General features: G+C 39.4%; 23 protein-coding genes. 20 read left to right on the top strand and 3 right to left on the bottom strand.

Translation table 11 applies throughout. The annotated features are described in order from the left end of the window. Positions 1–570: EF-Tu/IF-2/RF-3 family GTPase (locus EO117_RS07995; protein WP_240632584.1), on the top strand; the 570-nt coding region annotated here is incomplete at its 5' end. A 421-nt stretch (positions 571–991) separates the two neighbouring features. Beyond that, positions 992–1,804: a class I SAM-dependent methyltransferase gene (locus EO117_RS07990; RefSeq protein ID WP_126939943.1), complete on the top strand. Its 813-nt coding sequence runs from the start codon at positions 992–994 to the stop codon at positions 1,802–1,804. A gap of 185 nt (positions 1,805–1,989) precedes the next feature. Here EO117_RS07990 and msrB read toward each other — a convergent pair whose 3' ends face one another. Beyond that, positions 1,990–2,958 (bottom strand): peptide-methionine (R)-S-oxide reductase MsrB, encoded by a 969-nt coding sequence (gene msrB, locus EO117_RS07985; RefSeq protein WP_126939942.1) that lies wholly within the window; start codon positions 2,956–2,958, stop codon positions 1,990–1,992. A gap of 538 nt (positions 2,959–3,496) precedes the next feature. On the opposite strand from msrB, the gene EO117_RS07980 reads away from it, so the two are divergent. Both EO117_RS07980 and EO117_RS07975 read left to right on the top strand, forming a co-directional pair. Then, the gene (locus EO117_RS07980; RefSeq protein WP_164727549.1) at positions 3,497–3,730 is read left to right on the top strand and encodes a DUF2922 family protein; all 234 of its coding nucleotides are present in this window, start codon (positions 3,497–3,499) and stop codon (positions 3,728–3,730) included. Between the two features lie 13 nt (positions 3,731–3,743). After that, positions 3,744–3,947 carry a DUF1659 domain-containing protein gene (locus EO117_RS07975; protein ID WP_126939940.1) on the top strand — a complete coding sequence of 68 codons (204 nt, stop codon included), beginning with the start codon at positions 3,744–3,746 and terminating at the stop codon, positions 3,945–3,947. A gap of 326 nt (positions 3,948–4,273) precedes the next feature. Here EO117_RS07975 and EO117_RS07970 read toward each other — a convergent pair whose 3' ends face one another. Then, positions 4,274–4,906, bottom strand: a complete 633-nt coding sequence (locus EO117_RS07970) for an RNA polymerase sigma factor (protein WP_126939939.1) — start codon at positions 4,904–4,906, stop codon at positions 4,274–4,276. Positions 4,907–5,697: 791 nt separating this feature from the next. Between EO117_RS07970 and EO117_RS07965 the strand changes: the two genes are divergently transcribed. The 15 genes from EO117_RS07965 (at position 5,698) to EO117_RS07890 (ending at position 25,056) form a co-directional block, all read left to right on the top strand. After that, the gene (locus EO117_RS07965) at positions 5,698–6,501 is read left to right on the top strand and encodes an Rpn family recombination-promoting nuclease/putative transposase (protein ID WP_126939938.1); all 804 of its coding nucleotides are present in this window, start codon (positions 5,698–5,700) and stop codon (positions 6,499–6,501) included. Positions 6,502–6,950: 449 nt separating this feature from the next. Then, positions 6,951–7,910, top strand: coding sequence for a homoserine O-succinyltransferase (metA, locus tag EO117_RS07960; RefSeq protein WP_126939947.1), 960 nt, complete (start codon positions 6,951–6,953; stop codon positions 7,908–7,910). A 47-nt stretch (positions 7,911–7,957) separates the two neighbouring features. Then, complete coding sequence (locus EO117_RS07955) at positions 7,958–9,226, top strand: O-acetylhomoserine aminocarboxypropyltransferase/cysteine synthase family protein (RefSeq protein ID WP_126939937.1); 1,269 nt, start codon at positions 7,958–7,960, stop codon at positions 9,224–9,226. A 404-nt stretch (positions 9,227–9,630) separates the two neighbouring features. Beyond that, positions 9,631–10,686, top strand: a complete 1,056-nt coding sequence (locus EO117_RS07950) for a hypothetical protein (protein ID WP_126939936.1) — start codon at positions 9,631–9,633, stop codon at positions 10,684–10,686. Between the two features lie 199 nt (positions 10,687–10,885). Further along, positions 10,886–11,218, top strand: coding sequence for a helix-turn-helix domain-containing protein (locus tag EO117_RS07945; RefSeq protein ID WP_206168596.1), 333 nt, complete (start codon positions 10,886–10,888; stop codon positions 11,216–11,218). A gap of 334 nt (positions 11,219–11,552) precedes the next feature. Continuing rightward, positions 11,553–11,717, top strand: a complete 165-nt coding sequence (locus tag EO117_RS07940) for a 4Fe-4S binding protein (RefSeq protein ID WP_126939935.1) — start codon at positions 11,553–11,555, stop codon at positions 11,715–11,717. Between the two features lie 407 nt (positions 11,718–12,124). Beyond that, positions 12,125–14,218, top strand: a complete 2,094-nt coding sequence (locus EO117_RS07930) for a heavy metal translocating P-type ATPase (RefSeq protein ID WP_126939934.1) — start codon at positions 12,125–12,127, stop codon at positions 14,216–14,218. 448 nt (positions 14,219–14,666) lie between these two features. Continuing rightward, a complete protein-coding gene (locus tag EO117_RS07925) occupies positions 14,667–16,760 on the top strand; it encodes a heavy metal translocating P-type ATPase (RefSeq protein WP_126939933.1) in 2,094 nt (697 codons plus the stop codon). A gap of 245 nt (positions 16,761–17,005) precedes the next feature. Beyond that, the gene (locus EO117_RS07920) at positions 17,006–17,959 is read left to right on the top strand and encodes a magnesium transporter CorA family protein (RefSeq protein ID WP_126939932.1); all 954 of its coding nucleotides are present in this window, start codon (positions 17,006–17,008) and stop codon (positions 17,957–17,959) included. A 543-nt stretch (positions 17,960–18,502) separates the two neighbouring features. Next, positions 18,503–19,435 (top strand): nickel ABC transporter permease, encoded by a 933-nt coding sequence (gene nikB, locus EO117_RS07915; RefSeq protein WP_126939931.1) that lies wholly within the window; start codon positions 18,503–18,505, stop codon positions 19,433–19,435. A 1-nt stretch (position 19,436) separates the two neighbouring features. Continuing rightward, positions 19,437–20,264 (top strand): nickel transporter permease, encoded by an 828-nt coding sequence (gene nikC / locus EO117_RS07910; protein ID WP_126939930.1) that lies wholly within the window; start codon positions 19,437–19,439, stop codon positions 20,262–20,264. A gap of 36 nt (positions 20,265–20,300) precedes the next feature. Further along, on the top strand, positions 20,301–21,884 hold the full coding sequence (locus EO117_RS07905) for an ABC transporter substrate-binding protein (RefSeq protein ID WP_206168595.1): 1,584 nt from the start codon (positions 20,301–20,303) through the stop codon (positions 21,882–21,884). A 52-nt stretch (positions 21,885–21,936) separates the two neighbouring features. Further along, positions 21,937–22,785, top strand: coding sequence for an ABC transporter ATP-binding protein (locus tag EO117_RS07900; protein WP_240632607.1), 849 nt, complete (start codon positions 21,937–21,939; stop codon positions 22,783–22,785). Further along, positions 22,778–23,551, top strand: a complete 774-nt coding sequence (locus EO117_RS07895; RefSeq protein ID WP_126939929.1) for an ABC transporter ATP-binding protein — start codon at positions 22,778–22,780, stop codon at positions 23,549–23,551. The genes EO117_RS07900 and EO117_RS07895 overlap by 8 nt, the downstream gene beginning before the upstream one ends. A 182-nt stretch (positions 23,552–23,733) precedes the next feature. Beyond that, positions 23,734–25,056, top strand: a complete 1,323-nt coding sequence (locus EO117_RS07890; protein ID WP_126939928.1) for an MATE family efflux transporter — start codon at positions 23,734–23,736, stop codon at positions 25,054–25,056. Between the two features lie 203 nt (positions 25,057–25,259). Here the strand turns inward: EO117_RS07890 and EO117_RS07885 are convergent, their stop codons facing one another. Further along, a complete protein-coding gene (locus EO117_RS07885; protein ID WP_126939927.1) occupies positions 25,260–25,838 on the bottom strand; it encodes a TetR/AcrR family transcriptional regulator in 579 nt (192 codons plus the stop codon). 281 nt (positions 25,839–26,119) lie between these two features. On the opposite strand from EO117_RS07885, the gene EO117_RS09290 reads away from it, so the two are divergent. Continuing rightward, positions 26,120–26,275, top strand: a complete 156-nt coding sequence (locus tag EO117_RS09290) for a hypothetical protein (RefSeq protein WP_164727548.1) — start codon at positions 26,120–26,122, stop codon at positions 26,273–26,275. The last annotated feature ends 77 nt before the right edge of the window (positions 26,276–26,352 follow it).

Raw genomic sequence — 26,352 nt, 5'->3', positions numbered from 1 at the left:
ACAGACAAAACATTCTTGATGCCTGTCGAAGACGTGTTCACAATCACTGGTCGTGGTACAGTAGCAACTGGCCGTGTAGAACGTGGTCAAATCAACGTTGGTGACGTAGTAGAAATCGTTGGTCTTCAAGAAGAACCATCCAGCACTACAGTAACAGGTCTTGAAATGTTCCGTAAAATCTTGGAATCTGCAGTAGCAGGTGACAATGTAGGGGCACTTCTTCGTGGTATTGACCGTAAAGACATCGAACGTGGTCAAGTATTGGCTAAACCAGGTTCCATCAAACCTCACACTAAATTCAAAGCAGAAGTATACGTGTTGACAAAAGAAGAAGGTGGACGTCATACTCCATTCTTCTCCAACTACCGTCCACAATTCTACTTCCGTACAACTGACGTAACTGGCGTTATCAACTTACCAGAAGGTACAGAAATGTGTATGCCTGGTGATAACATCACTATGAACATTGAGCTTATCACTCCAATCGCTATTGAAGAAGGTTTACGTTTCGCGATTCGCGAAGGTGGCCATACAGTAGGCGCTGGTGTTGTTACAGCTATCGAAGCATAATTGAATCATAGATTCTAAATAAGAAAAGCGACCGCAAGGTCGCTTTTTTGTGTTTTAATGATCCTTATACAGATATGATTCCAAAAGTGTGCAACTAGTCCAGCAACGCATGTATCTTTATCACATTATATTTATTTGCACTTACAATAGTATATCTTATAAAATAATGTTTGATGTTACAATGATAGTATAGATGTATAGAATCCTAGAATCATAAATGAGTATAAGTGTTTAGGATGTATAGTTCTATAGATTTTGTTGCCGTAGATACAGTATACTTACAGGCATATAAGTATAATAAGACTATAAACTGATAATATTTATCATATATAATTTGAGGTATATCATATATAATGATAGTAATCATATAATGTGTAAACGATATGTTCACTAGTAAATATTCAGTTACAAGGAGGTTTTCATGAGTACAATCACAACAATATCTGTTTCCATGGAGGGATGGCAAGAGGAGCAACAATCTTGGAATCAAACGTCTAAGTTTTTCGTCAATATGCACAAACGTGAGGATCGGGTGGCACAAGTAGTGGATTTTGTAGCACGATTACAAGAGTTAGGGATTCATCCTGCAGAGGGGGAAACAGCTCTTGATGTAGGCTGCGGTACTGGTGATTATGCTATGGGATTGGCTCGTAATGGGGTGAAAGTAACAGGGGTAGACCTTTCTACAGGCATGTTAGAAGGTGGTAAAGACATTAGTGAAAGTGAAGGGCTTTCATTAGATTTATGGTTAGGACCATGGTCGGAAGAGGCACGACGAGCACTAGGATGGGAGAAGCGATTTGACTTGGTATACAGTATTTTCTGCCCTATCATGTCGGATACGGCGAATCTTCACACCTTGCACAAGGCTAGTCGCAAACATTGTTTATGTATCATGTTCGCTGATCGAAAAGATGAATATTTAGATGCTATCTATTCCGAGCGATATGGCGTAAGTGGTAGCCCATGGGAATCCATGCTACAAGATTGTTTGGGTACAGTCAACGAAATCGGAAAGAATGTAAACATTACTTACAAAACAGTGGAAGAAATAGAAAGCTTGACCGTCGATGAAGCAGTGGACTATTTCTGTATACGAGTACAAAGAAAAGTGGGTGGCGATTTAGAGGTGATTAAACAAGAAATTCGGGAGTTCTTATCTGCTAAAGCGGTAAATGGGAAATTAGAAAACCACACAACGGATACCATTGCGTGGATTTCTTGGAGTGTATAACACAGTAGTACATGTCCCTATAGTGTGTTCAGTGAATAACTAACATACATAAATTATTGCATATATCTTATATAAAAAAGACTGTAAAACTAGGCAGATAAACCTATGATTACAGTCTTTTTATATAGAATGTTTATAGAAATGAAATAGAAATTGGTAGCCTGGTTAGATCAGACAAAGAAGAATTAACTTTTTTTGAGTATCGACTCACTATTGATTACAAACTCACGCAAAGTACCATATCCTTCTTCCTCAAGTTTTTCGAGAGGAATAAAGCGCAAGGCAGCGCCGTTGATACAATAGCGGAGACCGCCCATAGATTGGGGTCCATCTTCAAAGACATGCCCTAAATGAGCATCGCCAATGCGACTGCGTACCTCGATACGATGATGTCCTAAACTATCGTCGTGATAGTAACGAATAACGTCGCTGTTGATGGGCTGCGCAAAACTAGGCCAACCACAGCCGGAGTTGAACTTTTGGGCAGAGATGAAGAGAGGTTCTCCAGAGGTAATATCGACATAGATGCCGGGACGAAATTTATCTGTATATTCATGAGAGAAAGGCCGTTCTGTAGCACTCTGTTGTGTCACAGAATAGGCTAAGTCGCTCAGTTCTTCTTGCAAAACAGCATCGGATTTGCGTTCGTAGTCACTTTCATCAATCAAAGGCTCATACGCTTTGGACACATTAATATGACAATAGCCATTTGGGTTTTTATCTAAATAATCTTGGTGATAGTCTTCAGCTGGATAAAAGGATGCTAACGGTAAGACTTCTATGGCAAAAGGATTTTTGTAATGGCTGTTGGCACGGTTCAAAGTGGATTCAATGATGGTTTTATCATCAGGGTGTTCATAATACACACCACTGCGATATTGTACGCCCACATCATTGCCTTGTTTATTAATGCTGAAAGGATCGATAATACGTAAAAAATACTGTAATACTTTGGGTAGGGAAATTATGGACGTATCATAAGTAACTTTCACAGTTTCTACATGACCGCTGCCACGGCATACCTCCTCATAACTTGGATTTGGATGAGCGCCGTTGCTATAGCCCACCTCAGTATCTACAATGCCAGGAATACGTTGAAAGTAGCTTTCAACACCCCAAAAACAACCACCGCCTAAGTAAATAGTTTTATTCATAGTCGTGCTCCTTCTTTATAATTAGATAGTTTATTTACAATCAGTATATACTACATGGTATGTGAGTAACAGCGCCGAGTTGTGTAAAGTATCTGTGAGAGTAGCGCTGATGTATACAACAAGTGCATATAAGGTGAAAGCCACCTGACTCGTATGGGGCCGAGTAGGTGGCTTGTTTGTGATAACTATAGGTGTGTATGGGAAGTCACCGTTACCACATATGTAAGTAGTTTGAAAGGCTGGAACATATGAGGATTCATAGTTCCTGTCGAGTATCACATCGACAAATATAGTATAGCAAATCAGTAGGAATAAGTAAAATAAGAATAAAATGTTAAGTATTATAGGGCTTGCCTATATCTTGTGTATACGCCTTCGATAGTGATGAAGATATTAAAATATATAACTAATCTATCTAAGAAAAGTAGTACTCACAAAATATATCCTAATTTTACAATTAGTACATATGTGGTTGACACCCTCTCTATTTCTGAATGTATCTAAGTGTAAGGACTTGGTACTAGGAAAGGAGAACAATATGGCAGCAAGTACAGTAGTGAAAAAAGAATTACATTTAGTCTTTATGGACACATCTAAGGAAGAAGTAAGTATTGTAGTAGGATTCCCAAAAGAAGGGGTGACCAAATCTGAAATCGACACAGTAGGACAGCTTATGGTAGAAAAAGATGTACTTCGTGGACGTAAAGATCAACGCTTAACTAACTTTCAACATGGTACATTAGTGACTACAGAATCTACAGTAGTAGAATAAGGAGGAGTAACATATGACAACAACAATGGTGACTAAATTACAATTGCAATTTAAAAAGGGCGAAGGCGCGCACAATGTGAAAGTAGCCAACTTTGCCTATGTGAACGAAGCAGCATCCGATGAAGATATCAAAGCCGTAGGCGATGCATTAGGCAAGTTATATGCGTATCCATTGGTGGGTGTTGTTCGCAATAATGCGATTGCATTGGCGGCCTAATATGGACAAGCTTGAAAAAACGGTAAAATTAATTAGAATTGCCTTCTGGGTATACAAGTGGTTAAAACGATAAGGTAGGATAGGACCTTTAGACAGTAGTGAACCACATACTACAGAGGTATAGGTAAACCAATAGTATATTTGACTTAGTGCCAAGGATTACCGTAGCCATCTTGCTAACCACAGCAAGGTGGCTATTGTTATGTTTATGTATCAAGATATTTTAAAAGTAGAGTAGTTGTGAATTTTAAACTATATCATAGAATCGTAAAAACCTGAATCCCTTGAAAAGAGATTCAGGTTTTTGTGATAAGCCTTAATGTAATTTAATATTTCGATCCTTCTAATTCTTGTTGTACCAAAACGATAGCTTTTTTATATTTTTTGTGCATGCCCTGGCGACTCATACCATATATATTAGCCATATCGCTAATCGATTTACCTTGAAATAAAATCTGTTCTAGTAATTTTGCATGGCTTGTATCGATACGTGAAAGTGCTTCTTTCAGGGCTACTATTTGCAGATGGGCTAGAGCCTCCTCTTCAGTATCGTCTTCTGAGGGAATATGGATAATAGGATTCGTGTCATCATCAGTGTCTTCATGGAGTAAAGATTCATGATTCCATTGTTGAACGCTACTGCGGAACAGGTTCATTTCCCTGTAATGGATGCGAGATTTTACAAACCCAGCAAAAGGTACGGTACCGTTTAAATCATAGGTTTGGATAGCTGTTAAGAATGTTTCCCATAAGGTAGCTTCTAAGTCGTTTTCTAGGCTGCGGAGCTGACGTACATGAGAATACCGCGTGATGAGTGGTACATAACGATGACATAAAATGACAGTAGCAGATGCATGACCTGCTTGGGCTAAGGCGACTAGCTCTTCATCGGTATAAGAATCTTCTCCGAAATCGGGGCATGCGTCTTGAAGACTTTTAGTAATATACGACGTTGCCATTGTAACCTCCTTGTAGAAAAGGGCTTATCACTGTTGTACTAGTTACTATAGTATCAGTTTTTGGCAACCACCTCCTTATTCTTACGAATGATAATGGAGTGATAGTATTTGTCACAAGCGCTTGTTCTCTTGATTAGAATTATAAATCAAGAAATGAGAAAAGTCATCAATAAAATGGTCAAAAATGCTTATAAATATCAAATTGGCATATAGCTTTTGAAAAATGTAATGCATATGCTAGTTGTTTCTAATGGTATATAAGAGTAGAATGAAGCGCGATATAATTAAAGGTTGCTCACTTGTTACGCTATGCAGCCTAGTGGCAGTTTGGATTGTATAAAGCGATGACCGCAATATACTGTAATTATTGTTTGTCACGTTCAATTATATATATTTAGGCAAAGGGAAGAGCACGGCATACCCCTCACAAACGGTATTTCATAATGTTTGTTCGGAGCATACCCTGCTCTTCTAAGGTATATGTAATTGTGACATAAGTGAACGTGACAAAGATTTGGCATACTTAGAGGTATATTGCGGTCACTTTGCGTTTGTTTGATTTAGTCAGTAGGACCCGCCACAAAGGATGCTACGCCTAACTGCGTTCCTCAGTGGAGGATGTGTATTATAATAAGATTTGAATAATTGCTGTCATAATTATACTGGTAGGAAATGTTAAAGGGTTTATAGTATTTTTAAAAGAATTGTATGGATAGGTGGTACACGATGTGCTACCGTACTGCAGTATAGATGTGGTATAATTTAGTTAATTCAAAGAGCGAGGTATTTCTATGCAATTCAAGTCCTTTGATGAGTTGAGTATTCAAGATAATTTTATCTTTGAAAAGGTAATGCGTGAGAAGTCAATTTGTAAGGAATTATTAGAACGGGTATTGGAGATTTCTATTCGGGATATTGCGTATATTGAAACGGAAAAAACGATGGAATCTGGACTTGATGAAAAGGGGATTCGCTTAGATGTGTACGTCAATGATGAGAAAGGAACCGTCTACAATATTGAAATGCAAACATATAAAAATATGCCAGAGTTAATCAAACGGTCACGGTTTTATCATAGTGCGATTGACCATTATTCTATGGAAAAGGGCGCTGACTATATGACCTTGAATGATTGCTTTGTTATCTTTATTTGTACGTTTCCTATATTTTCTGGCAAGCGTCATAAGTATACGTTTACCAAAAAATGTACAGAAGAACTGGGCAAGGAGTTGGGAGATGGATTAACTACTATCTTTTTAAGTACTAAAGCAGAAATGAATGATGTTCCAGAATTATTACAGAACTTTTTGGATTATGTAGATGGCAGACCACCAGTAGATGGATTAATACAACAGATGGATGAGATAGTACATGTAGTGAAGCAAAGTAAAGAATGGAGGGGTGAGTATATGAAGCTAGAAATGGATCGGAAGAAATATTGGCGTGAAGGAAAACTAGAGGGAAAAGAAGAAGGTAGATTAGAAGCTATTATTGGTATGCTACGTGAAAAATTATCGGTAGAGATGATTGCCCGTATTACAAATATGTCTGTAGAGCAAGTTGTTGAAATTGGAAAAGAGCATGCGCTCTTATAAAACGTCACTTGTTACGCTATGCAGCCTGTGGCGGTCGCATACCGTAATACTGGCAAAATAAGCCCGTACCACACCCCTTCACAAGCTATACAGTGGTTATGCTTGCTCAGGGGTATGGTACGGGCTTTTGTGTTTGTGCGGGTAGGATAGTTAGTAAGCGACCGCCACAAAGGCTACTACGCCCAACTGCGTTCCTGTGGGGTGGGGCACACCGATCTTTTCTGAGATATATGTAATTGTGACATAAGTAAACGTGACAAGGGGCTAGTATGCGCGGGGGTATTTATAAAATTATGGACTTTCTATTTTGTTATAGGTAATGACTATATATAATAATATGTATCCTGTATAAGGATAAATGTGCGTATATTGTTGACATCTGATGGACATCCTAGTATACTTAATTCATCGTTAATCGATAGGTTTTGTAGGAAAGAGAGGTGAATGGGTTGCCGATACGAGTAGTGAAAGGATTACCTGCTATAGGGAGACTTTCAGAAGAGAATATATTCGTTATGGATTCAGAACGGGCAGAGTCGCAAGATATTCGACCACTCCACATTGTGGTTGTGAACTTGATGCCACGGAAAGAGACGGCGGAAACTCAATTGCTTCGTGCTTTGAGCAATACACCGTTGCAAACGAAGGTCACTTTTCTTTATACCGCGTCCTATACGGCGAGTAATACAAGTCAAGAATACTTGGAAACCTTTTATAGGACTTTCGAAGAAATCAAAGATCAATACTTTGATGGCTTGATTATTACAGGTGCTCCGGTAGAGCAAATGCCTTTTGAGGAAGTGGATTATTGGGATGAACTTTCAGAGATTATGGAATGGAGTAAAACCCATGTGTGTTCCACGCTCTATATTTGTTGGGGAGCTCAAGCAGGGATTTATAAGCATTTTGGTATCCACAAGGAAGATTTACCTAATAAGTTATTCGGTGTGTACGAACAAGAAGTGCAGAACACGAAACCCATGCTTATGCGTGGTCTAGATGAACTCTTCTATATGCCTCATTCACGGCATACGACGGTGAGTGAAAGTGAAATCAACGCGCACCCTCAGTTAGAAGTGCTAGTCCGCGCGGATAAGACAGGTGTTGGTATTGCCAGGTCCTATGATAATAAACATGTATTTATCTTTGGACATCCAGAATATGATAGAGATACCTTATACCAAGAGTATGATCGGGATAGACAGCAAGGGTTAGAGATTGATATACCAGAAAATTATTTTCCTGGGGATGACCCAACTAAGACTCCGATAATACGATGGCGTTCGGCATCGACTATACTCTATACAAACTGGTTAAATTATTATGTATACCAAGAAACACCATATGAGGTCAGTGAATTGCAATCGAGACCGATTGAAGAAACATATATACAAGACTGGGTGATTTAATCCTAGTTCATAGATAGTAAAGATTTAAGAATAGTGAGGAAAGTAACATGAGCAATTACAAATTTGAAACATTACAATTACACGCAGGTCATACAGTGGATGCAACAGGTTCCCGTGCGGTACCAATTTATCAAACAACTTCTTATGTATTTAAAGATGCAGAACAAGCAGCAGGTCGTTTTGCTTTAACTGATGCAGGTCCTATCTATACTCGTTTAGGCAACCCTACTCAAGACGTATTGGAAGGCCGTGTAGCAGCGTTAGAAGGCGGTGCTGGTGCAATCGCTGTAGCATCTGGATCCGCAGCGATTACATATGCTATTGAAAACGTAGCTTCTGCAGGGGATAACATCATTGCAGCATCTACATTATATGGTGGTACATACAACTTGTTCAGTGCTACATTGCCACGTTTCGGTATTACTACAAAATTCGTAAACCCAGACAACTTAGATGAGTTCAAAGCAGCGATTGATGATAAAACAAAAGCGATTTATGTAGAATCCGTTGGTAACCCAGGGGCTAATCTTGTGGACTTAGAAGCGATTGCTGAAATCGCTCATGCACATGGTATCATCGTGATCGTGGACAATACATTCGGCACTCCATACTTGTTCCGTCCATTTGAACATGGTGCAGACGTAGTGGTTCACTCCGCTACAAAATACTTAGGCGGTCATGGTACAACTATCGCTGGTGTTATCGTTGAAAGTGGCAAGTTCGACTACAAAGCAAGTGGTCGTTATCCTGGATTCGTAGAAGGCGACGTACATTATAATGGTTTAGTATATGGGGATCTTCCAATTCCTTTCACTGTGAAAGTACGCGCTCAATTATTGCGTGACACTGGTGCATCCATTACTCCACTAGCAGCATGGTTGATTATCCAAGGCATTGAAACATTGTCCTTACGTGTAGAACGCCATGTAGAAAATACTCGTAAAGTAGTAGATTTCTTAGTAAACCATCCAAAAATCGCGTATGTAAATTATCCTGAATTACCAAACAGCCCATATAAAGCATTGGCTGATAAATACTTCCCGAATGGTGTTGGTGCAGTCTTCACATTTGGCGTCAAAGGTGGTAAAGAAGAAGGTATCAAATTTGTTGATGCTCTTGAAATCTTCTCTAACCTTGCCAATGTGGCGGATGCTAAATCCTTGGTTATCCACCCAGCAAGTACAACACATGCCCAATTAAGCCCTGAGGAACAATTGACAGCAGGTGTAAAACCAGAACAATTACGTGTATCTATCGGTATTGAAAACGTAGATGATATCATTGCTGACTTAGCACAAGCATTGGATAAACTGTAAGATATAGCAACTATATAATACTATATAAGGGAACCCACAGTAGTGGGTTCTCTTTTTGTGCAGACAATAATGGACAAGTTTTATACTATCTTCGGGGGGGACAGTTGCCACTAAGTATATTTTATAGTGATTGAGGGAGCATTGTTGGAACTGGTGCTGATATGTATGAATATTGGTTTGTGTGGATACACAAAATCATACAGAAACGGTGTGATGTAGTACTTAGACGATTGTAATAAGCCATTTTATGGTATACTAGATATATAGTTATATTAGATATAAACAGGATGACACAGTAAAAAAACTAGGGTGATTATATAGATATTGAGATGAGGTCAACGTTAGAGGAGTATAAAACTTGGCATCAAGTGTATAGAGGTACTACTAAGAAAGGAAATCAACGAATGAAAAGCAAACTAATTGTAAATGCATGGTGGAAAGTTGTGGCATGTGGCATGGCTATGGCGACTTTCACCGGTGTTGTAAGTATGGCGTATGCTATAGAGGGAATACCGGTGAGGACTTTCACAAAGGAGTTAGGTAGTGTACAAACAGTAGATGCTCAAGGAATAGATGGGGAACACTTCGTATTACAAAAGGGAAATGTTACACCAGAGAAAAGGGGTTTGTATATTAGTCACAAGCCAGCTCATTTTCGGGTGTCTATGTTCGGCACTGTGAAAGATATTCATTGGATTGATAAGGTTGTTCCTACAGATAGCGGACATATAGAGGGGTTTTTGCTAGATTTTGACGAAAATACGACGATGATGATCACGAGACGAGATAACAAGCCAATGCAAGGTGTTTCTCAGGAACGATGGAATACGACTTGGTATGACCAACCCATTCAGGGAATGACGGATGAGGAGTATATGGCAATTTGGCGCCGTGAAGATCCGCATATCTCTGAAAAATATACGCAGATTGAGGGTGGCTTGTTGTGGAGAGAAGAGATGACGGCAGCCCGTTGGGACCGGTCTGTACAAATGACATCAGAGGGCCCAAAAGTGAGCTTTACGTTGGATATGATTATGAAAGAGGATCCTAAGCATCGCTATGTGATTACTTTCACTTATGATGATATCCAAGAATATAGTCTAGAAGCATTGAAACACTTAGTCGATGTCCTTGAGTATTTGCCAGATGAAAGTGATGCAGCTGTTCAGCAAAGAGAAAGCCAAGAGCTTGAGAAGGGGGATGAACCTATACAAGCAAAAGCGGGGTATAAATTACCATCTACGTTGATGCCAGGTGATTTTATGGAAACAAAAGATGTGATAGAACTTGAAAATCTATATCATCAAGAATTAAGCCAAGGTAAGCCATCGGTGCGCAAAGAGCAAGAATTGAAAATTACCGATACAGGGATAACATCTCAATCTACTTGGGAAGATAACAGTAAAACTGAGGCTAACATTCTCCGGTCTGGACAAATAGAGTTACAGACACAATCATAGAGTATATATACTTTGTATTGGTATAGATGGCATTAAAAAGTACAGATTGTTCGTCGTATAGTCGTATAGTCATATTCGGTATCTTGGATATATTGAAAAAAGAATATTATATGATATACTCTTGATTTATGAATTTTGCCTATATATAATGTGAGTAGAGCAGTTCGGTCGTATACTTTTGGAAAAGAGGTGTATAGATATGGGGACTCACTTACAATCGATGGAATCTATGCCGGAGTATGAAGAGTTTTGTATTTGTTTAGGCAGAAAGATTGCTTGGGTTAGGCGGTGTCAGGGACTTTCACAGAAAGAATTATCTAAATTATGTGGCATTAGTCCAAGCTATTTAGCAAAAATTGAAGGAGCTAAAGGTTCGTTAGGGACATCGGTGCAAGTGTTGTATTTAATTGCCAAGACCTTGCGGGTGGATGTAGCCACCTTGGTGTGTCATGATGAAATCGACTACCAACGGGTACGGATGTACAAGATCAAGCAACGGGTTATGGGATATGAATCAAATCAGTTGCACTAACCAAATAGGGACCAGTTTGTGTCATAGGGCCTAGTTGATAATATAATTATTATCAAAAAGTATATTGAGAAAAAACAATTGAGAATATAAGGATACATGGTTATTCTATGTATACACATAGAAAATAAATGATAAATCCTATCAAATAGCTTGACAGAAAGGTTCATTCATACAGAAAATGCAACCTTGCTTGTAAAAATGGGATACAAAAATTATACAGAAGTATTTGACAACTCAAAAAAAACGTGCAATAATGAGAATATAAAAAGGTAAGTACCTTAGTTAAATGATAATCATAAAGTTAGCGAATTTCTATTTTTTATGGAGGTGTCTCATGCGCGTTATTGGTGATGCATGCATTAAATGTGGTTCTTGTGCTTCTGTTTGTCCAGTAGGAGCAATTTCTGAAGGCGAAGTTAAATACGAAATCAATGAAACTTGCATTGATTGCGGTTCTTGCGAATCCGTTTGCCCAGTAGCAACAATCACAGCTGAATAATTTAAGCTAATAACAAACCCCGTAGACATACGTGTTTACGGGGTTTTCTCATTTTCGATGTGCTCTATTACTTGTTTTGCTTTTGTAGGATTCTCTTTTTGTGTCACCCAAAATGTTTCATCTTTAAATAGGACGTTGGTAGAAATATTTTCTTCTTCTGATTGGTAGATAATCACATCACCATGTAAAGCAGAATCAATTACCCAAAATTATCTTTGCCTATACAAACAGTTTAGTTGAAAATCTATCAAACTTGTGGGATAATGGAATCAATAAAAAATCGCTGTTGGTCTACTGGCACGACGATAACGTATTGTTATAAAGATGCGGTTCGAATCCGCATACAGCGCTTTTTAGCACTCTATAGTAATTGTGTGCTTTTATATTATCATTCATAAGGAGACACGATGGAACGCATTTTTAAACTACAAAATTTGAATTGTGCCAATTGCGCTAGTGTGATTGAAGCAAAATTAAATCAACTAGAATCTGTGTCAGCAGCAACTTTCACGCTTGGCACCCAGCAATTGCGTATTACCTCTAGCATAGAAGATACAGATATGTTACGCGATCAAATCCAAGCGGTGTGCGATGCTACGGAAGATGGCGTAGTAGTGGTACCATTTGTGCGTGCACCTAAAAAAGCACAACAAGTAGAGGATGACCATGAGCATAATTCTAGTTTAGCGGGGATTATAATAGGCGCTATCGTGATAGTGGTAGCAGAGTTTACAAATTGGGTGCCAGAGCAATACATGACTCCATTATTAATTGTAACCTTTGTTGTACTAGGTTGGCGCATTGTATGGGCAGCAATTAAGAATTTCATGAAAGGTAAATTATTCGATGAAAACTTCTTGATGTCTGTTGCTACTATTGGTGCGTTAATCATCGGTGAATATGTAGAGGCTGTTTGGGTTATGTTGTTCTTCCAAATGGGTATTTATTTTGAGGAACGTGCTACAGAACGCAGTCGTAATGCGGTTATGGATGCAGTGGATCTTCGTCCAGAAGAAGTGCGTATGCTCGTTTGCGATGGCAGCGTGCAGGTGGTGAACCCAGAAGATGTACAAGTCGGATCTCATATCGAAATTCGTCCTGGTGATCGTATTCCATTGGATGGCCGTATTGTAGAAGGTACTACACGTATCGATACAGCAGCGGTAACTGGTGAACCAGTTCCAGTGAGCGCTACCGTAGGTACAGAAGTGATGTCTGGTTGCATCAATGTGGATGGACGCATTGTCTTAGAAGTAACGCATGAATTAAAAGATTCCATGGTTATGCGTATTCTCGATGCTGTGGAACATGCAGCGGCATCAAAACCAAAGATTGACCGTTTTATTACTCGTTTTTCTCGTGTATATACACCAATCGTAGTAGCCTTGGCGATTATCGTTGCCGTAGTACCTCCTCTATTTACAGGAGAATGGCAATATTGGATTTATACAGCGTTAACTTTCCTAGTAGTATCTTGTCCATGCGCCTTAGTATTATCTGTGCCGTTGGCCTTCTTCTCCGGTATCGGCGCTGGTTCTAAACAAGGGATTTTGTTCAAAGGTGGCAAATCGATCGAGGCTATGAGTCGTGTGAAAGCGATTGCCTTCGATAAAACTGGTACTATCACAACTGGTACTTTCAACGTACAAACTGTAGAAGTAGCTGGTAACTATACAGAAAATGAAGTGTTGCAATATGCCGCGGCTTTAGAAACAGTATCTACACACCCTATTGCGATGTCCATTGTAGAAGAAATAAAACGTAGAGGGGTAGAGTTTACTGCGGCAAAGGATGTAAAAGAAGTCTCAGGCCATGGCATGGTAGGTACAGTGAATAGCCGTACCGTATTGGTTGGTAATGGTCGTTTATTAGAAACAGAACATGTAACAGTACCAACCATTGAACATGTATATGGAAGCGAAGTGTTCGTAGCTATTGATGGTCAATATGTAGGTCGTATCGTCATTGCCGATGCTGTGAAAGAGGATTCTAAGGAGGCCATCCGTCGTATGAATGGAAAAGGATATCATACAGTGATGCTCACAGGTGATGTGGCATCCAGTGCGAACCATATTGCCCAAGAAGTAGGTATCCAAGGTGTACGTGCCGAGTTATTACCACAAGATAAACTGGAGGTTGTCCAATCTCTTCGTAATGACTATGGCTCTGTCATGTTCGTAGGTGATGGTATCAATGACGCGCCTGTATTGACAGGTGCTGATGTAGGTGGTGCTATGGGTAGTGGTGCAGACTCTGCCATCGAAGCGGCAGACGTCGTATACATGAACTCCAACCTAGATTCCGTATGGCGTTCCTTAAGTATTGCAGAGCGTACCTTGTCCATTGCATGGCAAAATATTTTCTTTGCTATTGCTGTAAAAATTATCGTTATGGTGGCTGGTGTATTTGGCTTTGCAAATATGTGGGTAGCAGTTTTTGCAGATACAGGGGTATCCATTCTTTGCATCTTTAACTCTGTCCGTATTTTCTACAGTAAATAATATAAGTCCTCCTGCTAGAATGTATGCCCTACTATGTGGCAGGAGGGATTGTGATATCTTTCCTCCTTTTTTGTAGTTATACAAGGTATATATCACTACATAACAACTATACACCGAAGAGGACTTGGCCATTAGGCTAAGTCCTCTTTGTCGTGTAGGGACATAGTCTACCAACTCATTTTGTCCTAAAACCCTGAAAGCCAGCAGAACATAGGGACTGCTGGCTTTTGTGTATAGATCTACTTGTGTTGCTTTTAAAGTAATAGGGTGCCTTTTTATTATAGAGATAATATGAAAATAGGATAAAAAAATATAAATGAATATACAATCATATGTTGACAAAACAGGAAATTATAGATATAATAAACACATGAACAAACACTCAAGTGTTAAAACAAATAGTAAAACAAGTAGTAAGGTTACATATTATAATTCATAAGGAGATACGATGGAACGCATTTTTACATTACAAAATTTGAACTGTGCCAATTGCGCTAGTGTCATTGAAGAAAAATTAAATCAATTAGAATCTGTGTCGGCAGCAACTTTCACAATTGGTACGAAACAATTGCGGATTACCTCTACCGTAGAAGACACGGAGGCTTTGCAAGAACAAATCCAAGCGGTATGTGATGCTACGGAAGATGGTGTAGTAGTGGTACCATTTGTGCGTGCATCTAAAAAAGCACAACAAGCAGAGGATGACCATGAGCATAATTCTAGTTTAGTGGGGATTATTATAGGCGCTATCGTGATGGTAGTAGCAGAGTTTACCAATTGGGTGTCTGAGCAATATATGATTCCATTGATGGTGGTGACTTTTGTTATACTAGGATGGCGCATTGTATGGGCAGCAATTAAGAATGGTATGAAAGGTAAACTGTTCGATGAAAATTTCTTGATGTCCATTGCTACTATTGGTGCGTTAATCATTGGTGAATATGCAGAGGCAGTTGGGGTTATGTTGTTCTTCCAAGTGGGCATTTATTTTGAGGAACGTGCTACAGAACGCAGTCGTAATGCGGTTATGGATGCAGTGGATCTTCGCCCAGAAGAAGTGCGTTTAATCGCTTGTGATGGCAGCGTGCAGGTGGTGAACCCAGAAGATGTACAAGTCGGATCTCATATCGAAATTCGTCCTGGTGATCGTATTCCATTGGATGGTCGTGTTGTAGAAGGGACTACACGTATCGACACAGCAGCGGTAACTGGTGAACCAGTTCCAGTAAGCGCTACAGTAGGTACTGAAGTGATGTCTGGCTGTATCAATGTGGATGGTCGCATTGTGCTAGAAGTGACTCACGAATTAAAAGATTCCATGGTTATGCGCATTTTAGATGCTGTAGAAAATGCAGCAGCATCCAAGCCAAAAATCGACCGATTCATTACGCGTTTCTCTCGCGTATATACGCCAATCGTAGTGGCATTGGCCATTATCGTTGCCGTAGTACCTCCTCTATTCACAGGAGAATGGCAATATTGGATTTATACAGCGTTAACTTTCCTTGTAGTATCTTGTCCATGTGCCTTAGTATTATCTGTGCCATTGGCATTCTTCTCTGGCATTGGTGCTGGTTCTCGACAAGGTATCTTATTCAAAGGTGGTAAAGCGATTGAGGCTATGAGTCGCGTGAAAGCCATCGCATTCGATAAAACTGGTACTATCACAACAGGTACTTTCAATGTACAAACAGTAGAAGTAGCTGGTACTTATACAGAAAACGAAGTGTTGCAATATGCAGCAGCCTTAGAAGCCGTATCTACACACCCAATTGCGATGTCTATCGTAGAAGAAGTACAACGTAGAGGGGTAGAGTTTACTGCGGCCAAGGATGTAAAAGAAATCTCTGGTCACGGCATGGTAGGCACCGTAGAAGGTCATACTGTATTAGTCGGCAATGGTCGTTTGTTGTCGAAAGAAAACATTGCAACACCATTGATTGATTATGTGTATGGTAGTGAAGTATTCGTAGCCATTGACGGTCAATACGTAGGCCGTATCATCATCGCTGACGCTTTAAAAGCTGATTCTAAGGAAGCCATTCGTCGTATGAACGGCAAAGGATATCAAACAGTGATGCTTACAGGTGATGTGGCAGCGAGTGCGAAGTACATTGCTCAGCAAGTAGGTATCCAAGGAGTACGTGCTGAGTTATTACCACAAGATAAATTAGAAGTGGTGCAATCTCTTCGTAACGATCATGGTTCTGTCATGTTCGTAGGCGATGGCATCAACGATGCTCCTGTATTGACAGGTGCCGATGTAGGTGGTGCTATGGGTAGTGGTGCAGACTCTGCCATCGAAGCGGCAGACGTAGTATACATGAACTCCAACCTAGAGTCTGTATGGCGTTCTTTGAGTATTGCGGATCGTACCTTGTCTATTGCATGGCAAAATATATTCTTCGCTATTGCTATAAAAATTATCGTTATGGTAGCAGGCGTATTTGGTTTTGCTAACATGTGGGTAGCGATTTTTGCAGATACAGGGGTATCCATTCTTTGTATCTTGAACTCTATCCGTATTTTCTACAGTAAATAATATAAGTCCTCCTGCTAGCATGTACGCCCTACTATGTAGCAGGAGGCATTGTGATATTTTCCCCCTCCTTGTAGTCATACAAGGTACATATCACTACATAATAACTATACAGCAAAGAGGACTTAGTCATGAGGCTAGGTCCTTTTTGTTAGAAACTTTCATAAGAAATCATAAAAAAATTGACGAATTGGCCTCGATTGATTAAGATAAAGGGTAGGGTTATTAAGACGTTAAGGAGGTGTCACATGTTAACGGTACACAAACACGTAGAGGGGGAATTGTTTACAGATTCCACTGTACAAGATGCTACAAAAGGTTCATGGATAAATTTGGTGAACCCAGACCCCGATGAGTTGGCTATCGTCAATATGATGACACAGATTCCAACGGATGTACTGAAAGCCGCTTTAGATACGGAAGAACGGTCTCACGTGGAAATTGAAGATGAATATATCTTTGTCGTTATTAATATTCCAGTGCTACGCGGATCTGACGTATATGATGCAGTACCATTAGGTATTTTTGTAACAGAAGATTTTTTCATTACTGTGTGTTTAGAAGAAGCAGAAGTGCTTTATCCATTCTTGAGCAATCAGATGCCGACGTTCTATACTTATAAAAAGACACGGTTTTTATTTCAAATCATGTATCGCACAGCCGTATTATATTTACGTTATTTGCAACAAATTGATCGCCGTACCGATGATATTGAAAAGAAACTGCGCCATACAACACGTAATAAAGATTTGTTCCAACTCTTGGAGTTGCAAAAATCTATGACGTACTTTACCTCTGCTTTGCGTGGTAATGGAACAGTGATGGAACGCATTTTGCGGATTCGTCGTCATGATGATGTGCGGTATTTGTTGAAAATCTACGAAGAAGATGAAGATCTATTAGAAGATGTTATCATCGAGAACAAGCAGGCTGTGGAAATGGTTGAAATGTATTCTAATATCTTGATGAATATGATGAATGCCTTTACATCTATTATTTCTAATAATTTAAACTTAGTTATGAAACTCTTGGCAGCTATGACAATTATGCTAGCGGTACCAACAGCAATCTTTAGCTTGTGGGGCATTAATGTACCAGTTCCATTTGCAGATACGGAATATGGTTTCGAATATGTGATTGGAATCGGTATTAGCTTTGCGGCTTTGGCAGGCTATTGGCTTTGGAAGAATGATTTCTTTTAATGATATAGTACGATACAACGCACCTAGGAGGCTATCTCTTAGGTGTTTTGTTGTGTCACGATTCAGGTTACTTATGAAAGTTTTTTATATCTATCTTTAAAAATTATAAATATTATACAAAGCGAATAAAATTACTATATAGACATTTTTCAATTTGTGTAAAATAATGATTTAAAATGATATAAATCACAGATAAATGCCTATAAATATACATTTTCAAACAAGCATGCATTACATGTCTTGCAATATTCACATTAGTCATTTGACAATTTTGATAAAAGAAATTAACATATTTATGTAATATCTATAATATAGTTGGGCGTAGATATTGACTATGAATGCCTTAAATAAGGGAAGAATATTTTGGGGAAGATATTGCTAAAAGTTGTATAGGGTTATAGGCAAGATGGAGCAAGATTGTCTAAACTGTAGCCCTTGCTAACTTTATGTGAAAATCCACCTCAAAGGTGGCTTTTTTTATGACCTGATGTTTTATAGTGGTAGAGAATAGGCCCAAATGCTATTGAGAAGGGACGTGGATGATTGAAAACCATATTAAGTAAGGTGTCACAATTGCTAGTCACCTTAATAGGGGTTACGTTTTTGACATTTTGCTTGACCTACATTGCCCCTGGGGATCCAGCGCTGATGGTTCTGGAAGCTGGGGACACTATCGTGTCACAGGAAATGATTGATGCTACACGAAAAGAAATGGGCTTAGATCGTCCATTCATGGAACAGTATGTGCGCTGGGTAGCAGGCGCTGTACAAGGTGATTTAGGAACTTCTTATTCAGGGAAAAAAGCAGTTACAGAAAAATTGTCGGAAGGCTTGGGTGCGACCGCACTATTGGCCGTGTCCGCCTTTGTACTGAATGTGCTCATTTCCATACCAATGGGGATTTATTCGGCGGTAAAAGCGAATAAACTGCCAGACTTTATTATTCGATTCTTTTCTTTTGTTAATGTGTCGATGCCAAGCTTCTGGTTAGGTATGCTTTTACTGTACATCTTCGGATTGAAATTACATTGGGTACCGATTGCTACGTCTGCGATTAACTTTAAAGCTTTAATTTTGCCAGCGATTACATTGTCCTTTGTAATGGCAGCTAAATTCACACGTCAAGTACGGACTGTGATTATTGAGGAGTTGCATCAAGACTATGTGATGGGGGCTCGTGCTCGTGGCATGAGTGAATCGCAAATTCTTTGGAAACATGTATTACCGAATGCCTTATTACCATTGATAACAATCATGGGTATGGGTATTGGTTGGCTTTTGGCAGGGGCTGCGGTAATTGAAATCGTATTCTCTTGGCCGGGTATGGGTAAAATGGCAGTTTATGCCATTGCTATGCGTGACTATCCACTCATTGAGGGCTTCGTATTGTGGGTGGCTCTTATCTACACAGCCATCAACTTCTTGGTAGATTTGTCCTACTCTATATTAGATCCACGATTGAAAGTGAGGGGATAAGATGAAAGAATTTATTTTGCAACACAAGCGCTTTTCTTTCTACTCCCTCTTAGTGGCTATCGTAGTAGGAATTGCCATATTTGCTCCTTATATTACACCGCATGATGCGTTCAATGCAGATATGTCGAAATCCTTTTTGAAACCTTCTGCACAGCATTTGATGGGTACTGATAAATTAGGACGTGATACATTCTCTCGTATTATTTACGGTACACAAACTTCCTTGTTCATGGCTATCATCCTTGTTATCTTAACAGCTGTTGTTGGTACTGTAGTGGGAATTTTGTCTGGATTCTTTGGAGGTAAAGTGGAACTTGTATTGATGCGCTTTACGGACATTATGTTGTCTTTCCCAGGTGTGGTACTGGCTATTGCCATTGCCGGCATTATGGGTGGTAGTGCTATCAATGCGATCTTGGCTCTCGTAGTGGTGAGCTGGGCGAAGTACGCACGACTCATACGGTCTGCGGTAATCAAACTTCGCCATAACGACTTTATTGCGGCAGCTAGATTGAATGGTACAAAACAATTGACCATTTTATGGCGCCATATTTTACCGAATGTATTGCCTTTGACTCTCATTACAGGGGCTATGGATATCGGGACTATGATGATGGAGATTGCCGGTCTTTCCTTCTTGGGCTTTGGGGCACAGCCACCGACGCCAGAATGGGGCTTAATGCTGAATGAGAACCGCCAATATATATTATCGTCACCAGAATTGATGTTATATCCAGGGATGGCCATTTTCATTGTGGTTACCATCTTCAATTTATGGGGCGATTCGCTACGGGATATCTTAGACCCACGTAGTACAGATTCACATTAGTGTGTTAGTTGTAAGTTTTGTAGAAAGGAACTTAAAATGAAACAAAGTTGGAAAAAATGGCTTCGTAATGCTACATTTGGCGTTATGGCAGTAGCGACTCTTGGTGTGATTGCAGGTTGTGGTAGCGACAATGCGGCACCAGCTGACAAAAGTGTAATAAAATTTGGCGTTACAAACTTCGCAGATACATTGGAGCCAACACAAAACTATTTCGGTTGGGTAGTTATGCGTTACGGTATTGGCGAAACATTAGCTAAATTCGATGAAAAAATGAATACACAACCTTGGTTGGCGGAAAGCTGGTCTGTATCTGCGGATAAATTGACTTGGACTTTTAAAATCAACGACAAAGCTAAATTCTCCAATGGTAATAAAGTAACTGCTGAAGCAGTAAAAGCATCCATTGAACGTGCTTTCGAGAAAAATAAACGTGCCGCTACATTCTTCAAATATACAGATATCAAAGCAGAAGGTCAGAATTTGATCATCACCACAGATAAACCGTATCCAAATGTGCCTGGTTTCTTGGCTGACCCATTATTCATTATCGTAGATGTGTCTGCTGAAAAAGCTGGCCGCGATTTTGCAAAAGAAGGTCCTATCGGTACTGGCCCGTACAAAGTGAAATCTTTTACTAAAGAAAAAGCAGTTGTAGAAGCTAACGAAAATTACTGGGATGGGGAAGTTCCTTTCAAAACAGTAGAAATTCCATCCATCGATGACCCTACAACTCGTGCGTTGGCATTACAAAATGGTGATGTAGACTTCGCAGTTAATATTGGCGCTGGTGACCTTGAAACACTGCGTAATGACAGCAAATTCAAAGTAGATGAAATCGCTTCTTTGCGTACTGTATTAGCTCGTATTAACCAAAAAGGTGTATTAGGGGACGAAAAAGTTCGTGCTGCCTTTATCAGCGGTACGGATCGTAAATCCTACAACGAAGTATTGTTAAAAGGTACTTTCATTCCTGGTAAAGCGCCAATTCCACCAAGCTTGGATTATGGTTTCGATGGTTTGAAAGACCCTAATGCATACAATCCTGATCGTTCCAAACAATTGTTGGCAGAAGCTGGCTGGAAAGATACTGATGGAGACGGTTACGTAGATAAAGACGGTAAAAACTTAGAAGTGCGTTTCGTAGTATACAACAGCCGTCAAGAGCTTCCAATCTATGCAGAAGCAGTTCAATCCGATATGAAAAAAATCGGTATCAAAGTGAATATCGAAACTGTTGACTATAACTTAATGGATAAAATAGGTATTGATGGTGACTATGACTTATTGATCTCCAACATCGTAACAGCGAACACTGGTGACCCAGAAATCTTCTTGAAATGGTACTGGAAAACTAACTTGAACGGTGAAAACCCTCAAAATGGTTCTGGTTACAGCAATCCTAAATTCGATGCAATCATGGATCAATTAGCTGTTGAATTCGATAAATCTAAACGTCAAAGCTTAATTATCGAAGCACAACAAATCTTATTGAATGATGGTGCGGCATTGTTCTTAGGTTATCCTAAAACAAATATCGTTAATAATAAATGGTTAACAAATGTAGTGATGTATCCAACAGACTACTACTGGTTGACTAAAGACGTAAAACCAGCAAAATAATCCTTTGCAGATGTCCGCAACAATCGGGAGGCAGTTTGCCTCCCCTTGTTGTATGTACGAAACAGTTGCTTTCAGTAGCGTTGTTAAGAAATATACAGAAGGGATATATATGTTACTTAGTATTAAAAATTTAGCCGTTACCTATGGAAATAACCCGAATCCTACGATTGCAGGGGTTAACCTAGACCTAGCAGAAGGAGAGATTGTTTCCATTGTAGGAGAGTCCGGCAGTGGTAAGACAACGGTCATCCGTGCCCTGTTAGGGGTATTGCCAAATACAGGTCGTGTGTCTGATGGAAGTATTACCTTTGATGGTCAAGATTTATTATCCTTTTCCAGAAAAGATTGGTTAGACCTACGAGGCAATCACATTGCTATGATTTTCCAAGATAGCGGCAATATGATGAATCCTATCCAAACTATTGGGAAGCAATTTGTAGAGTTCATTCAACTCCATAGCACTATGTCTAAACAAGAGGCAGAGGCGAAAGCTGTTAAAATGTTAGCACTTACTAATTTGCCACATCCTGAGGCTATCATGAAGTCCTATCCATTTGAACTCAGTGGTGGTATGCGCCAACGTGTAGGTATCGCCATGGCCATAACATTTTCTCCTAAGTTATTATTGGGAGATGAACCTACATCAGCCCTAGATGTAACAACACAGGCACAAATTGTAGAAGAATTGTTACGCATCAATCGTGAAAATAAAACATCTATGATTATTGTAACGCATAATATTGGCGTAGCGGCTCATATGTCTGATAAAATCATGGTGATGAAACAAGGGGCTGTGGTGGAATATGGGACAACGGAGGGAGTGATTCGGAACCCGCAAGCGGATTATACGAAACAATTGCTCAATGCAGTGCCAGAAATTGGAGGAAAACGCTATGTCTGATATTATTATGCAAATTCAAGATATTGTGAAAGAATTTCCTTTAGCTGACGGGTCTACTTTGCGTGCTTGTAATGGAATCTCCATCGATGTAGAGCGAGGTGAAACCTTAGCTATTGTAGGCGAGTCTGGCTGCGGTAAATCTACCTTGGTGAAAACAATCATGAATATGCATGAACCTACATCTGGCTCTGTTATCTTCCGGGGGAAAGATATTACGAAATTGAAAGGTGAAGAAAAGCGCCAAAATTATCGTCATATTCAAATGGTCTTTCAAGATCCAACAGCGGCGTTTAATCCGAAGATGAAAGTACGTGACATCATTTGTGAACCATTGCGTAACTTTGATCTCATTAGCAAAGCAGGTGTAGATGCGAAAGCTAAAGAATTGTTGAAAATGGTAGATTTACCAGAAGATTTTGCAGGCCGTTATCCGAATAATATGAGTGGGGGACAACGGCAGCGTGTAGCTATTGCTAGAGCCTTAGCATTAGAACCAGAAATTATCGTTTGCGATGAAGCCACGAGTGCTCTGGATGTATCTGTACAAGATACAATCATCGAGCTATTGGTACGGTTACAAAAAGAAAAAGGCATTACCTACCTATTTATTTGCCATGATTTGGCATTAGTCCACTTATTTTGTCATAAAGTGGTAGTTATGTACAAAGGGGAAGTAGTAGAACGCCTGAATGGAGATGCTTTAGAAGAAGCTCAGCATCCGTATACAAAACAATTATTGAGAGCCGTTTATAATTTAGATTACTAATCGGTGGATGATGGTATTTTTCAATAGCTGAATACATTGTTTTGCAAAGTAGTACAAAATCTATGAATAATGGATATTTGTTATACATGAACACCCTTTGATATAATTGTTGTATTGAAAGGTGCATGAATAAAATGTTTCAAGGGGAGCACCGTTAGGGCTCCTCTTTTTATGAGGGTATTATGGAAGAACGATTGACCTATAAAGATTATTTAAAAGTGACAATTCCATTTATGATCTCTACGGTGACACAACCCTTACTGGGAGCAGCAAATACAGCCATTATGGGGCACATGGAGAATGCCATGTATATCGCAGCAGTGGCACTAGGGGTTATCTTGTTTAATAATATGTATTGGCTCTTTGGATTTCTGCGGGTGGCTACTACGGTGTTTTCCGCACAGGCTTTGGGAGAACAATCGAAGGAAAGTACATCACTCAGTTTCTTTCGACCTCTTATCATTGCCTTATTCATCAGCGCAGCCTTTATCATCGGCTATCCTTGGATATTTGATTACTATGCAAGTTTTATGCATCCCGACCCAGAGGTGATCGCTTTGATGGCAGATTATACAGATATTTTAATCTGGGGAGCTCCTTTCGTATTGGTCAATTATGTTACGTTAGGTTGGCTTATGGGACAGATGATGATTCGTGCTACGATGATTATGCAAATCTCCATGAACGTGCTGAATATTGCTTTGTCCTTCCTTTTCGTATTTGGCTTTGACTTTGGAGTAAAAGGGGTGGCTTGGGCCTCCTTGATTTCCCAAATCTATGCGTCCTTAGTAGGTCTAGGTGCTATGTACTTAGTTCGTGAACGATTAGACCTAACGTCTCATTTGTGGAATACCTTAAAACAGGTGAAACCATTTCTATCCATTATGAAAGTCAACACAGACCTTATGCTTCGTACATTATGTTTGTTGACCATTAACAACCTGTTTGCCAAAGCAGGTAGTGCTATGGGCAGTGATGTACTAGCTGCGAATGCGGTGATTTTGGAGATGATCTTCATCATGGCATACTTCACAGATGGACAGGCGAACGGAGTCAGCGTATTTACTGGAAAAGCATTTGGAAAACGTGACTTGGTGCTTTGGAAAGATACATTAAAGATTTCCCTGCGATGCTTAGCGGTATATGTGGTCATTGTAGAAATCGTGCTGGGATTATTCCGTAATGATGTCATTATGGTTATGACCTCAGTACCAGAGATTTACACGATGGCCTTGGAATATTCCCATTATCTATTGCTCTATCCTATCTGTGCCGCAGTAGGATTATTATTATATGGTATGTATAATGGCATAGGTCAGACTGCATCTATCCGGAATATGATGTTCATTGCAGTGATCTTCTTTGTAGGCATGCAAGAGTTGCTGATCCCTTTATTTGGTAATGATGGTGTGTGGACGACTTATGTGTTGACATACTTATTAGAATCCATCATCTTAGTACTGTTCTTGCCGTTGGCAAAGAAGCGGTTTTCCTTAGCGGTCTAATATGTTTCTAATGAAAATTGCTGTTTTACAAAATAGCGTAATCAATAGTAGATGGATATTTTACATTCTAGTCGGCACAACAATGTGCCATAAAGAATATCTTAATGATAATTAAAAACATATACAGTTGATATTACTAAAAAAAGGCGCTACCGATGAGCGAATTTGCTTAAGGTAGCGCCTTGTTGCGTTTATTTATGGTATTAATGTTGATGTTCCAGAATCAGAGGTTCTGTAATATGGTAAAAATATCGTGACATATCTTCAATGGAGTATTGGCGATCATTTTCTAACCACCACAGTACCATTTCCACAAAAGATCCCGCAATGTGATTAGAAATAAAATCGTGAGGGATGTTATTGTGAGGACAAGTTTGATTGTTTAAAAAATGACTTTGGATGAGTTCTTTCAAACTGTTTTTGAAGTGGCGAAGGAAGAGTTCGTTACTTTCACAGGAAAGAAGACCTAAAATATTGTTGTCGTTGTCCTCTAAATGCTGCAAGATATGAAGGAAGATAGCTTCCTTGATATGGCTATTTTGGTATAAACCATGAGTATGAGAGTAATCGGAGGCAGATTCGATGATGTGAGAGAAGAGCTCCTGACAGAGCGCTTCCAAGAGATCTTCTTTCGTTTCGAAGTGTGCATAAAATGTACTGCGTCCAATGAGGGCTTCATCGATAATATCTTGTACGATGATAGCATTATAATTTTTATGTTCTAAGAGCCTTACAAAGGCGTCGAAAATAGCTTTTCTAGTTTTCACTTGTCGTTTATCCATATATCCTCCTTACTACTATGAATCAAACAAAATGAGATACTTGTTCAATATAGGATACTTTTCTGCATATGTTTCGTAAATGACAAGACAGAAAAAGTGATTCTTGTAAAATCTACGAATTCTACTATACTTACAGTATATCATAAGTAACAAAGTATTTCATATCGTTACCTTTTGAAAAAAGAGGCCAGATTGTTTAACTGAGAGCATCTATTATAAAGACCAGATCCAGTGATGACTTTCAGCCATATAGCGTTAGAGATTAGAGAGGATGTGTTCTTATGTTAGAACGAATTGATGAGATGATGAGTAGTACCACTGCAACCGTGATTACAGGAGCTATGTTTTTAGCCGTTGCTTTACATACAACAGTGGATGTATCTAGTTGGATTTACACATTTTGGAATGCTCTTTTGACATACCAAGTAGGCGTATAGTGTCAAACACAAATTAATTTGTCATAAAAAATAGCTAAACATAAGCGTAATTAAAAATCAAGATAAATCTACACCAT

Source organism: Veillonella sp. VA142, from assembly GCF_003992135.1.
Taxonomy (GTDB): domain Bacteria; phylum Bacillota; class Negativicutes; order Veillonellales; family Veillonellaceae; genus F0422.
This window is presented reverse-complemented; position numbering and strand designations above follow the sequence as displayed.

Excerpts from the sequence above, each read along its gene's own strand:
- EO117_RS07990 (WP_126939943.1), top strand. The coding sequence starts at position 992 with ATGAGTACAATCACAACAATATCTGTTTCCATGGAGGGATGGCAAGAG.
- msrB (WP_126939942.1), bottom strand. The coding sequence starts at position 2,958 with ATGAATAAAACTATTTACTTAGGCGGTGGTTGTTTTTGGGGTGTTGAA.
- EO117_RS07980 (WP_164727549.1), top strand. The coding sequence starts at position 3,497 with ATGGCAGCAAGTACAGTAGTGAAAAAAGAATTACATTTAGTCTTTATG.
- EO117_RS07975 (WP_126939940.1), top strand. The coding sequence starts at position 3,744 with ATGACAACAACAATGGTGACTAAATTACAATTGCAATTTAAAAAGGGC.
- EO117_RS07970 (WP_126939939.1), bottom strand. The coding sequence starts at position 4,906 with ATGGCAACGTCGTATATTACTAAAAGTCTTCAAGACGCATGCCCCGAT.
- EO117_RS07965 (WP_126939938.1), top strand. The coding sequence starts at position 5,698 with ATGCAATTCAAGTCCTTTGATGAGTTGAGTATTCAAGATAATTTTATC.
- EO117_RS07955 (WP_126939937.1), top strand. The coding sequence starts at position 7,958 with ATGAGCAATTACAAATTTGAAACATTACAATTACACGCAGGTCATACA.
- EO117_RS07950 (WP_126939936.1), top strand. The coding sequence starts at position 9,631 with ATGAAAAGCAAACTAATTGTAAATGCATGGTGGAAAGTTGTGGCATGT.
- EO117_RS07945 (WP_206168596.1), top strand. The coding sequence starts at position 10,886 with ATGGGGACTCACTTACAATCGATGGAATCTATGCCGGAGTATGAAGAG.
- EO117_RS07940 (WP_126939935.1), top strand. The coding sequence starts at position 11,553 with ATGCGCGTTATTGGTGATGCATGCATTAAATGTGGTTCTTGTGCTTCT.
- EO117_RS07930 (WP_126939934.1), top strand. The coding sequence starts at position 12,125 with ATGGAACGCATTTTTAAACTACAAAATTTGAATTGTGCCAATTGCGCT.
- EO117_RS07925 (WP_126939933.1), top strand. The coding sequence starts at position 14,667 with ATGGAACGCATTTTTACATTACAAAATTTGAACTGTGCCAATTGCGCT.
- EO117_RS07920 (WP_126939932.1), top strand. The coding sequence starts at position 17,006 with ATGTTAACGGTACACAAACACGTAGAGGGGGAATTGTTTACAGATTCC.
- nikC (WP_126939930.1), top strand. The coding sequence starts at position 19,437 with ATGAAAGAATTTATTTTGCAACACAAGCGCTTTTCTTTCTACTCCCTC.
- EO117_RS07905 (WP_206168595.1), top strand. The coding sequence starts at position 20,301 with ATGAAACAAAGTTGGAAAAAATGGCTTCGTAATGCTACATTTGGCGTT.
- EO117_RS07900 (WP_240632607.1), top strand. The coding sequence starts at position 21,937 with ATGTACGAAACAGTTGCTTTCAGTAGCGTTGTTAAGAAATATACAGAA.
- EO117_RS07895 (WP_126939929.1), top strand. The coding sequence starts at position 22,778 with ATGTCTGATATTATTATGCAAATTCAAGATATTGTGAAAGAATTTCCT.
- EO117_RS07890 (WP_126939928.1), top strand. The coding sequence starts at position 23,734 with ATGGAAGAACGATTGACCTATAAAGATTATTTAAAAGTGACAATTCCA.
- EO117_RS07885 (WP_126939927.1), bottom strand. The coding sequence starts at position 25,838 with ATGGATAAACGACAAGTGAAAACTAGAAAAGCTATTTTCGACGCCTTT.
- EO117_RS09290 (WP_164727548.1), top strand. The coding sequence starts at position 26,120 with ATGTTAGAACGAATTGATGAGATGATGAGTAGTACCACTGCAACCGTG.